The 9,247-nt window shown below is 54.8% G+C and carries 15 protein-coding genes and 3 tRNA genes; 9 read left to right on the top strand and 9 right to left on the bottom strand.

The window, feature by feature from the left end:
* Window positions 1–5: 5 nt before the first annotated feature.
* The 3 genes from QZ329_RS13690 to QZ329_RS13680 all read left to right on the top strand — a co-directional run bounded on the left by QZ329_RS13690 (window position 6) and on the right by QZ329_RS13680 (window position 455).
* Window positions 6–82 (top strand) — tRNA-His (locus tag QZ329_RS13690).
* Window positions 83–134: 52 nt separating this feature from the next.
* Window positions 135–209 (top strand) — tRNA-Gln (locus tag QZ329_RS13685).
* Window positions 210–379: 170 nt separating this feature from the next.
* Window positions 380–455: transfer RNA gene (locus tag QZ329_RS13680), tRNA-Lys, on the top strand.
* An 834-nt stretch (window positions 456–1,289) separates the two neighbouring features.
* On the opposite strand, the gene QZ329_RS13675 is transcribed toward QZ329_RS13680, so the two are convergent.
* The 9 genes from QZ329_RS13675 to QZ329_RS13635 form a co-directional block, all read right to left on the bottom strand.
* Window positions 1,290–1,457 (bottom strand): hypothetical protein, encoded by a 168-nt coding sequence (locus QZ329_RS13675; protein WP_295753561.1) that lies wholly within the window; start codon window positions 1,455–1,457, stop codon window positions 1,290–1,292.
* 18 nt (window positions 1,458–1,475) lie between these two features.
* Window positions 1,476–1,655 carry a hypothetical protein gene (locus QZ329_RS13670; RefSeq protein ID WP_295753560.1) on the bottom strand — a complete coding sequence of 60 codons (180 nt, stop codon included), beginning with the start codon at window positions 1,653–1,655 and terminating at the stop codon, window positions 1,476–1,478.
* A gap of 104 nt (window positions 1,656–1,759) precedes the next feature.
* Window positions 1,760–2,629: a hypothetical protein gene (locus QZ329_RS13665; RefSeq protein WP_295753559.1), complete on the bottom strand. Its 870-nt coding sequence runs from the start codon at window positions 2,627–2,629 to the stop codon at window positions 1,760–1,762.
* Between the two features lie 18 nt (window positions 2,630–2,647).
* On the bottom strand, window positions 2,648–3,106 hold the full coding sequence (locus QZ329_RS13660; RefSeq protein ID WP_295753558.1) for a hypothetical protein: 459 nt from the start codon (window positions 3,104–3,106) through the stop codon (window positions 2,648–2,650).
* 236 nt (window positions 3,107–3,342) lie between these two features.
* Window positions 3,343–3,534 carry a hypothetical protein gene (locus tag QZ329_RS13655; protein ID WP_295753557.1) on the bottom strand — a complete coding sequence of 64 codons (192 nt, stop codon included), beginning with the start codon at window positions 3,532–3,534 and terminating at the stop codon, window positions 3,343–3,345.
* Window positions 3,531–3,725 (bottom strand): hypothetical protein, encoded by a 195-nt coding sequence (locus tag QZ329_RS13650; protein ID WP_295753548.1) that lies wholly within the window; start codon window positions 3,723–3,725, stop codon window positions 3,531–3,533. Before QZ329_RS13650 ends, QZ329_RS13655 begins: the two co-directional genes overlap by 4 nt.
* Window positions 3,722–4,084: a DUF6291 domain-containing protein gene (locus QZ329_RS13645; RefSeq protein WP_295753546.1), complete on the bottom strand. Its 363-nt coding sequence runs from the start codon at window positions 4,082–4,084 to the stop codon at window positions 3,722–3,724. The genes QZ329_RS13650 and QZ329_RS13645 overlap by 4 nt, the downstream gene beginning before the upstream one ends.
* 55 nt (window positions 4,085–4,139) lie before the next feature.
* Entirely contained in the window at window positions 4,140–4,388 is a 249-nt protein-coding gene (locus tag QZ329_RS13640; protein WP_295753544.1) for a helix-turn-helix domain-containing protein, read from the bottom strand.
* An 89-nt stretch (window positions 4,389–4,477) separates the two neighbouring features.
* Window positions 4,478–4,675, bottom strand: a complete 198-nt coding sequence (locus QZ329_RS13635; RefSeq protein ID WP_295753542.1) for a helix-turn-helix transcriptional regulator — start codon at window positions 4,673–4,675, stop codon at window positions 4,478–4,480.
* 133 nt (window positions 4,676–4,808) lie between these two features.
* Between QZ329_RS13635 and QZ329_RS13630 the strand changes: the two genes are divergently transcribed.
* The 6 genes from QZ329_RS13630 (at window position 4,809) to QZ329_RS13605 (ending at window position 9,139) form a co-directional block, all read left to right on the top strand.
* The gene (locus QZ329_RS13630) at window positions 4,809–5,444 is read left to right on the top strand and encodes a helix-turn-helix domain-containing protein (RefSeq protein WP_295753540.1); all 636 of its coding nucleotides are present in this window, start codon (window positions 4,809–4,811) and stop codon (window positions 5,442–5,444) included.
* Between the two features lie 282 nt (window positions 5,445–5,726).
* The gene (locus QZ329_RS13625) at window positions 5,727–5,990 is read left to right on the top strand and encodes a type II toxin-antitoxin system RelE/ParE family toxin (RefSeq protein ID WP_295753539.1); all 264 of its coding nucleotides are present in this window, start codon (window positions 5,727–5,729) and stop codon (window positions 5,988–5,990) included.
* A gap of 13 nt (window positions 5,991–6,003) precedes the next feature.
* Window positions 6,004–6,216 (top strand): hypothetical protein, encoded by a 213-nt coding sequence (locus QZ329_RS13620; protein WP_293280232.1) that lies wholly within the window; start codon window positions 6,004–6,006, stop codon window positions 6,214–6,216.
* Between the two features lie 4 nt (window positions 6,217–6,220).
* Window positions 6,221–6,646, top strand: a complete 426-nt coding sequence (locus QZ329_RS13615; RefSeq protein ID WP_295753538.1) for a site-specific integrase — start codon at window positions 6,221–6,223, stop codon at window positions 6,644–6,646.
* Window positions 6,637–7,380 (top strand): site-specific integrase, encoded by a 744-nt coding sequence (locus tag QZ329_RS13610; RefSeq protein WP_295753532.1) that lies wholly within the window; start codon window positions 6,637–6,639, stop codon window positions 7,378–7,380. The genes QZ329_RS13615 and QZ329_RS13610 overlap by 10 nt, the downstream gene beginning before the upstream one ends.
* A 463-nt stretch (window positions 7,381–7,843) precedes the next feature.
* On the top strand, window positions 7,844–9,139 hold the full coding sequence (locus QZ329_RS13605) for a helix-turn-helix transcriptional regulator (protein WP_295753529.1): 1,296 nt from the start codon (window positions 7,844–7,846) through the stop codon (window positions 9,137–9,139).
* The last annotated feature ends 108 nt before the right edge of the window (window positions 9,140–9,247 follow it).

Here is a 9,247-nt window from a genome sequence, read left to right as displayed (position 1 = left end):
ATGTGGTGGGTGTAGCTCAGTTGGTTAGAGCACCGGATTGTGGTTCCGGGTGTCGTGGGTTCGAGTCCCATCTCCCACCCCACACAAGCAGGGGATCGGGGCATTTCCCCGGTCCCCGCGCTTTTTCCGCACATGGGGACGTAGCCAAGCGGTAAGGCAAGGGACTTTGACTCCCTCATGCGCTGGTTCGAGTCCAGCCGTCCCTGCCAGCTCAGAAATTCCCCTTGCCGCTCCGTTTCCCGCCCTGCGGGCGGAAAATTGCGCCGGACGGGAAATTTTTTCACTCTCGGTCCACAAACGCTCCTCTGGTTTGCGGACCGATGGGGAACAGGAAACGGCGCTGGCTGCGCCGCGCCCAGCGCCCATTTCATCAGGATGTGACCCGGTAGCTCAGTCGGCAGAGCAACTGCCTTTTAAGCAGTGGGTCCGGGGTTCGAATCCCCGCCGGGTCACCAGGGAAAATCCCTTGTAGTCATTGCAGCGCAATGGTTGCAGGGGGTTTTCTTTTTGCGTGCTCTTGGAAAACACGCTCCAAAATGGCCCCAAAAACCGATGTTTTTGATGCGTGCAAGTCAAGATGCAAGTCACCGCTGTTCGCCTAAGTAAGAATATCCACAACCGATTCCGTCTTACAGACCCGGCAGTACACCGCCAGATTTTCGGCCCTGGTTCCTGGGCGGAGCTTGAAGACCTTCCCCCGGCGGCGGGAGAGACTTTGCCGGTATTCGTTGGTAGAGCGGTAGAGACACAGGCCCAGCGGGACAGCATTGCCCGGAAAATGAAAAAAGCCCCTGACAAGAAGTCAGAGGCTTGACAGAAGGGCCGACACGGCCTATAATAAGCATAGAAAGGGCGCTGCCGGTAGACGGTTGGCCCTAGCCTAAGTTACAGAAGTAACCGCCGGACTGTGGGCACAGGGGCGGTTACTTCTTTTTGTACGCCTGAATGAACAGGCCGCAAATACCGATGATAACCAGGGAGTAAGCGAAAAGCTCACTGTATGTAACCATAGGGCAGCCCCCTTTCCAAAGATCAGGGGGCAAGAAGGTGTCCCCTGTCAAGGGGCCAACCGTCCGCCGTTACTGGCAGCGCTGAAAGATGATTCTTTCCTGCTGTCAGAATACCACGATTTTTCGCAGAAAGCAAGGGCCGGGGATCATTCCCCGGCCCTTTGTTTGTCAGAAGGATTCAATCGTTGCCTCGGTCAGCCGCTCCCACGTCTTGGAGATGGAGGCAACAAAGCTCGGGTCTCTGCCCGCTGCCCGGCTGATATTCACCAGTAACGGCCCTCATACCGGGTCGCTTTCCAGCGCTGCCGCCAGTTCCATCAGGTCAGCCTCCGTGTGCTCCCCATAGAACGCCTCCAGGCTCAGGCTCAGAGCGTCCGCCGGGGGCCGGTTGATGATGTCCAGCCGTACCCGCTCCAGCCGCGCCGCAAGTTCATAAACCTTATTCACTCTCAGAACCTCCGCAAATCAAAAATATTTCTTTCCATCCACTTCCAGCTCCTTAATTGCTCGCTCCAGCTCGTTGAGCTTGGCCTGTTGGTCGTCAACCCGGATTGCGCCCAGGCAGACGTTGCAGCCATAAAGCAAAGCATTCGCCGTTTTGGCGTCGACTTCGCCGTTCAAGAGCATATTGTTGATTTTGTTCACAGCCCGCCGTACCTCCGTTGACGTGCCCATTCTCAAGCGTTTTTTGCCCATATCATCACCTATGATGCGGGGCGCACAGGCTATCGCCCACGCGCCCCATTGGGTCAGCCCTTGCTTGCCGTCTTGCTGGCGGCGGCGGGCAGAGCTTGATAATAAATGGCCTCCGTCTTGTTATCCAGGACAAACGCGCCGTAGCAGATGCGGCCCTCCACCAGAGAGCCGGAGATTCCAGGCGGGTCCTGGTGGATGCGGAAGTCCTCCAGCTTCACCGGGGCCACGGTGGCGACCGGGTGGGCCAGCATGAAGCCAAAATCAGCAGGAAGGCGCACGGCGGGCACCTTCACCACGGCAGCGCCGTCCAGGTTGGCAATGACGCCTTTGAGGCGCATTTCCTGGCCCACGTCGCTGTCCAGCGTGATGTCCGGGCTTTTCTTCATCAGCGTATAGGCGGCGGGGGTCACCAGCAGCACACGGCCCGTTTCCGGGACCTCCGCGTCGTCTAGCGCCTGGGAAGCTTTGGTGATCTCCTCGAAGATGTTCTCAGCGGTCAGGGCCACGGCGGCGGGCTTGTGCCCAGCGTTGGAGGCCATGACGCTGTAGGCGTAGCTGTCCACCTCGGGGATCACCACTTCCCGGTTCTGCCGTGCCAGGGCAGAGGCGGCGGAAAGCTGCTGGGCGGTTTCGTCCTGGTCCAGCTTGTCAATGGCGAAGGTGAAGGAGCGGTCCTTGTTCAGGGTGAACGCCTCGGTGGTGGCGTCCAGTCCGGCCACGGGGCCAAATCGGCTCCAGTTCTCCTCTTTTTTCTCCCATCCCCGGTCATAGTCGTTCATGGGGCTGGTGCTGATTTTGTAAACCTTGATGGTGTGCGCACCCTCCCAGGTAAAATCCCGGTTGGTGAAAAGGTCCCGCTTGGATTCGTTTTTGAATTGCTCATCCACATAAGGCTGAAATTTGGTTACAAGGTCAATTGCCATAAAGTTATATCAATCCTTTCAAGTTTTCGGCTTGAAGGCGGTGGAAATCAGATGATCGATATTCATGCTTCCGAAACCGTGCTTGTCCACGCCGGGGAGCTTCAGGGGCTCCAGCTGGGGATTGAACGCGCCGATCTCCAGCAGGGCGGTGACGGTTTTCCGGAACTTCTCCTTGTCAGAGGTGTCCAGCACGTCTATCAGCCCTGTAACGCTGGGACCAACCTTCCCGCCCTTTGCCAGAGCTTCCAAGTATTCCCGGCAGTCCAGGCGGCTTTCCCGCGCCTTCAATTGTGCTTCGCGTTCATCTATTGCGGACGGCTCCGTCTTCTGACGCTCACGGGCCAGCCGCTCGGAAACGATGCGGTTCACATCGTCTTGGGTGAACATCCGCTCTCCGCCCTGTCCCCCGCTGGCCTCCGGGGTGGGAGTGGTGGGCTGCTGTTCGGTGTTCTGGTTGGTGTTCATGGTATCGCTCATAATGACCTCCGTTTAACGCCCTGAGTTGGGCTTGATAGGTACCCCAGGGAGGCGGGGGAAAGGAGACGCGGTGAATGAACAAGCCCGCATAGAACCCCGCCCCGGAGGGAACAGAAAAAGGCATGAGACAGCAATTGAAGCCGTTCCCATGCCTTTATTGGCTAACCCTAAGTTCAGCTTAGGGCGGTACTCATGCCTATTTCATAGAACAAGTATACCATATGCCGGGGTGCTGGTCAAGTCTTTTCCCTTGAATTGCAAGGGGTTTCAGCCTTTTTAGTGGACCAATAGATATGTAAATACGGGTCATGGCGGTGCGAAACGCGCACCTTTGCGCTGGGTAAAAAGTCCTTAAAGAAGGAGTGGATAATGCGGACCTGCTGTTCCTCGTCGGCGTTGCCGGGACGGTAGCTGATGCTGATCTTCACGGCTTGGCCTCCTTCTGGATGTTCCGCAAATAGTCTCCCAGGATATACAGGGCAGAGACTGTCATGGAGGCCCTGGCCTCCACGGCGTTGCCCAGGCCGGTGCCGAAGAAGTTTTCCTCCAGGTCTTCTGTGATGAGCTGGAGCAAATCCAACGCATTGCCAATGTTTGTCTTGACGTGTTCCGATGTCATATTGTGGTCCTCCTCTCCTCTTTCGGCATCTCAATAGTCCCGCCCCCAACGCCCCATAAATAGTTGTTCCAGCACAGTTCGCATTGGGTTTTTTGGCTTTCTGTGGGTTTCCGGGGACGGCCTCCCTTTTTCCCGTTCTCGGACTGCTTTTTTACAAAATCTTCGTAATTTTGGATGTCTCTATCAATTTGCGACCGCATAGCGGGGAATACAAAGCGCTCGTTGCCGCTGAGTTGCGGCGCTTCGCCCGTCTTGCTGTAGAACAGGCAAGCCGTGAAAAGGCGCCCCCTCTCGGCGTCGGTCAGCTGCTCCATACTTTCTATGTAGCTGTGATAGGCACAAAAATACTCTCTGGGCATCAACTCTCCATCTCCAAAATTTGAATTTCGGCAATTGTGCCGAATCCTTTACCGCTCAATAGGTATCGCCCTCCCCTCCCAGGCCGAAGAGCTTGCGCTCGTACTCCAGGACGTCGGCCTTGCGGAACCGCCAGGACTGCCCGATCTTGGCCCCCCGGAGGACGCCCTCACGGGCCATGCGGGCCACAACCTCGGGATTTACCCGGAGATACAGCCCCACGTCACAACAGTCGCAGTATGCGGGCAATTCGTCGATGGAGTAGATCACCCGGCGGGGCTTGTTGGGCCGCGGTATTCTACGCATTGTGCTTTCCTCCTTCCAGCCGGTCCACCAGGGACATGATCCAGCGTGTGACCTGCCATGCCCCGGCCAGCATAAACAACAGATTCATGTCACCAATCCTCCAGCAGCTCCGCCGGGTCCACGTTTAGGGCCTTAGCGATGCGGCCCAGGGTTGCGGGCCGGACACCCTTGCCGACAATGGCGTTTTGCACCGTGGGCCGGGGGAGACCGGCAGCGGCGGGAAGGTCAGCACTGTTCATACAGGCCCGCGCCATTGCCAATTCCAGCTTCCGGCGATTGACCTTCATAGTTTCACCTCCGTTTCGATTGAATCTGTTGTGAGTATAGCAGATTCAAGCGAAGTTGTCAAGTCCGAGAAAAGATTCACTTGAAACTTTTTTTGTTCCGTGGTATAGTATTTGCATGAGAGGGGGTTATGGGTTGACTATCGGAGAACGAATAAGACAAGCCAGAAATGAAAAGGGGCTTACTCAAAAACAGCTAGGGTCTATATCTGGAACCAGCGAAATCACAATCCGACAATATGAACTCGGTAAGCGTCAACCCCGAATTGAACAACTCCAGCGTATAGCAGACGCACTTAATATTTCCGCATATGATTTAATTGATAGTGGGTTTGGTGCACTGGATGCAGTTATGCCGTCAAACTGGCAAGGCGTTAATTTGGACCATGCAAAGGTTGATTCAAAATTTTTAAGCGTTCTTTTGTCCAATCTCACAAAATTAGATAGAAATACCGCAGTTTATTTGCGTTCTCGCAATGCCATTTTTGCTCTTGCTGAATCATCTGGATTGGCTGATATGGCGTTAAGTTTTATAACAGAACACGAAAAACTATCAGATCAATCAACCAATTATTTTCCAAATTTTCAAAAACTAATAGAGGCATTTAGCCAGCTTAATAATGAGGGGCAGGAAAAGGCTGTAAGTTATACAGAAGACATACTCCCCCGCTACCGCCGCCAGGACCCCCCAGAATCACCACCAGCCCCTGCCGGGGATACGGACACCCCCGCCGCCCAGGACGCGCCAGAGGGGCCGGGAAATGGCGAATAGGGGGGTGCGTCAAATTTGCCGCACCTTCGAGCGATTCCAAAAATGACTTCGCTTGATAACCCTGTCAAATGAGGCGGGTCCAAATCTGGACCGATTAACCGGCGCAAATCCACGCCCGTCAAAAATGACGTTCGTTTGATAACCCTGTCAAATGAGCTCAATTTTGAGCCGATTGAGACGGGGCCAAAACTGGCGGCTCAATATTGAGCAGTGACAACGATTGCACGCCGGCGAACAAAAAGCCCCAGGCCAGAGGCCCAGGGCAGGAAAGGAACCGTCCCAATGGAAATCAGATACGCGAAATCCGCCGTAAAGGCGTTGGAGAGCCTGGACAGGCCTACCAAAGCCCGCATACGGGCCGGAATCCACGGGCTGACACAAAAGCCGCCCCTGGGTGATATCAAGGCTATGCAGGGGTACCATGACGGGCGCTTCCGGCTCCGTGTGGGGAAATATAGAATCGTTTACAGATATGGGATGGAAAGTCAGCTGGAAATTCTGTATATCATGGATATAGGAAGCCGGGGAGACATCTACAAGAAGTAAGGAGGGCCTAAGTATGGCGCCAATCGCACAGCAAATCGCACAGATGGTCAACATTCTGCCGGAAGCGGACCAAGCGCTTGCCCTGGAGCTGGTGAAAAAGCTGGTCCTTGCCTGGGACCCTGATTACACGAAGGCCACGCCCGCGGAGCACGCCGCTATGGAGCACGCCGCCCGTGAACTGGAAGCCGGGGAGTACGTGGCCGAAAACGCCATCAATTGGGACTGAGCACATGGCAAAGGCCAAAAAACGAGCGGACGGGCGTTATTGCGCTCAGATATACCTGGGCCGGGACGAGAACAGGAAGCGGCAATACAAAAGCGTCTACGCCAAGTCCCCGGCGGAGCTGAAGGAAAAGGAAACCGCCGTCCGCCTCCAGCTTGGCCGGGGGCTGGACGTTCTTGCCCAGAGGGACAGCTTCGCCGCCTGGGCGGACGACTGGCTGCGGCTGAAGGAGCGGGAACACATCACCTGCCGCCAGATGGACAACTACCGGCGGGCCGTGAAGCTCTGGAAGGAGGAGCTCCAGGGTTACGAAATCGGTCAGGTCCGGGCGGACGATATCGAACGGGTGCTGCTCACTCTGGCGGATCAGGGGCTTTCCCAGCGCACCGTGAGCCTGTACCGCTCTGCAATCCGGCGGAACAGGTGGAGCTGACGGCGGTGGGCCGCAAGGAAGAGCACCGCCGGGCGCTGACCGCTGAGGAACAGCAATGGATTTGGGACACACCCCACCGGGCCCAGAGTGTGGCGGTGATTATGATGCTGTCCGGCCTCCGGCGGGGGGAGCTGGCGGCGCTGACCTGGGCAGACGTGGACCTGGAGGCCCGGACCATCACGGTCAACAAGGTGATGGAGTACGATTCCAGCGGCGTCCCCAGCCTCCGGCACGTCACCAAGACCGCCGCTGGTATGCGGACGGTGGATATTCCTCAGCGGCTGGCGGACTACATGGCGGAGCTGCCCCGGGACAATCTGCTGGTGATTCCCAGCGCCCACGGCGGCGTTATGACGGACTCAGCCTGGAAGAAGCTGTGGGGCTCCTATATGCGGCTTCTGAACGAGAAGTACGGCACCCGGACCCCGGCGGACCTGGAGCGGCGGAAGTCCGGCAGGCCGGGGCCCAAGCGGCTGGACAGGACGATCCCGAACATCACCATGCACTGGCTCCGGCACACCTTCTGCACGCTGCTGTATCTGGCCGGGGTGGACGTGGTTCAGGCGTGCGCACAGATGGGACACGCCGACGTGAGCACCACGTTGCGGATTTATACGCACCTGGACGCTATACACAAGCGGAAGTCCGTTGACAAGCTGGACGCCTATTTGTCCGGCCAGCCGGGCGGGAAAGAAATGCCGTGCAAGTCGGATGCAAGTCAAAAAACCGTGTAACTATTGGTATTAGAGGCTATGTCTGCGCCTTTTAAGCAGTGGGTCCGGGGTTCGAATCCCCGCCGGGTCACCAAGGAACCCCCTTAGAACCGCAATGGTTCTAGGGGGTTCTTAACATTCCTGTGTTTTTGGTTTATTAGTAACGCGTTAGTAACCGTGAGCGCAAAAAGGTTTTATCAAAAGGGAGGGCAAACGCCCTCCCTCTCTCACATGACCACATACTCATAGTACTAGGACAGCTTCTCCCCGCCCTGGTTCCGGGCGTCCTTGTCTTCAAGGAACGCCTTCGCCATGTAAACGTAGAAGTCCATACTGTCGGCATTGGCCTTTTGCTTGGCTAATTCTCGTATTCCGAGAGTGATTCTGAGCCTATTGGGTGGTATTCTCACTCCCGAAATTTTAGAATAGAGACAAAGAAATCAAACTGCCCGCCCCAGACCGCCCATCAAAAGGAGGACTCACTATGGAAAAAAAGACTATTGGCGGCTTTATCGCCGCTTTGCGAAAAGCCAACGGAATGACCCAAAAGGATTTAGCTGAGCGGTTGAATGTTTCGGACAAAACGGTCAGCCGTTGGGAACGAGATGATGGTGCGCCGGATTTGGCGGTGATTCCTGTTATTGCAGAAATATTTGATGTTACCTGCGATGAACTGCTCCGTGGAGCGCGCAAGTCACCCGCAGAGCGCATTGAAATCCCGGAAGATAATGAAACCAGTCCGAAAGGTCAAAAACAGCGTCAGCGTCTCCTAAAATCCACGCTTTCGCAGTATAAGAACAATACCTATATTGCCATAGGTATTTCTGTTGTCGGTATAATTGCGGCGCTGGTCTGCAATCTTGCTTTCCTTAAAGCTATCCTCGGCTTCTTCCTGGGAGCAATCTTCTTTGCCGCCAGTATCGTTTGCCAAGCAGTCTTTGTGAACAAAGCGTTTTTCAGTGTGGAAGATGCTGGACTGGATGAAAGGGTCTTTTCCGATTTCAAAAGAAAAGTGATCAGCATTGCGGAGAAATCTATTGGATTGACAGTGGCCTTTATTGGATTCACCATCCCTATGATTTTGGTGGACGCTTATATGGGTCTTAGCTCTGATCGTCTGCTTATTTGGGGGTCGACAGGGGCTGCGGCATTCCTGCTAATCTACGCAGTCGTTCTGTATTTCCTCCATGCATCCCTCCTGAAAAAGGCTGTGTATAGCCTGTCTGAAAAAGAGGCAGAGGTTTACCATCGCAATCATAAGCTGAAACGCACTTGCGCTATTATTCTTGTCATTCTTTTGGTTGTAACCTTTGCCGGCCATCAATTCGCCACTTCCATTTGGGGACCATACAGCATCATGAAAGGGACAGCATTTGAGGACTACGATAGTTTCATTGAGTATATGGAACAAGATATTTCCGCATCATCGAGATACCATTCCAATGCTTCTATAGAGACTCCCGCTCCATCCAGGGAGATTGAAGCTGGCACTTATTATGATGAGTATGGAAATGAAATCAGCGAAGAAGAAGCATTGACTCGCAGACTTGAAGATCGGAACGGCAATGTAGTTTGCGAGTATATTGACCGCAACGAAAGTGTGGTTTCCCTTCAATATACGCCCAAGGACGGAACCATTCTACCTATCACTGTTTACACAGAAAATGATTTGCGAGAAGCTGAGCAGACAGCAGCTGTCCGTCATGTGATTTTCGGAGCTGCATACTGCATTGAGTGCCTTGCCGTTATATGGGCCTATTTTAAAAAGAGAGTGAGGTAAGCACTGCGCCCGCAGATTTGCAAACCTGCGGGCGTTAGTATAGTGTGGATTTATTGTAAGCGTCAAATTCCCCCACACCTTGCCGGAGAGCAGAGGAAATGAGAAAAT

Source organism: uncultured Oscillibacter sp. (assembly GCF_910579365.1).
GTDB lineage: Bacteria > Bacillota > Clostridia > Oscillospirales > Oscillospiraceae > Oscillibacter.
Note: the sequence above shows the minus strand (reverse complement) of the source record. Positions and strands in the feature narration are given on the sequence as shown.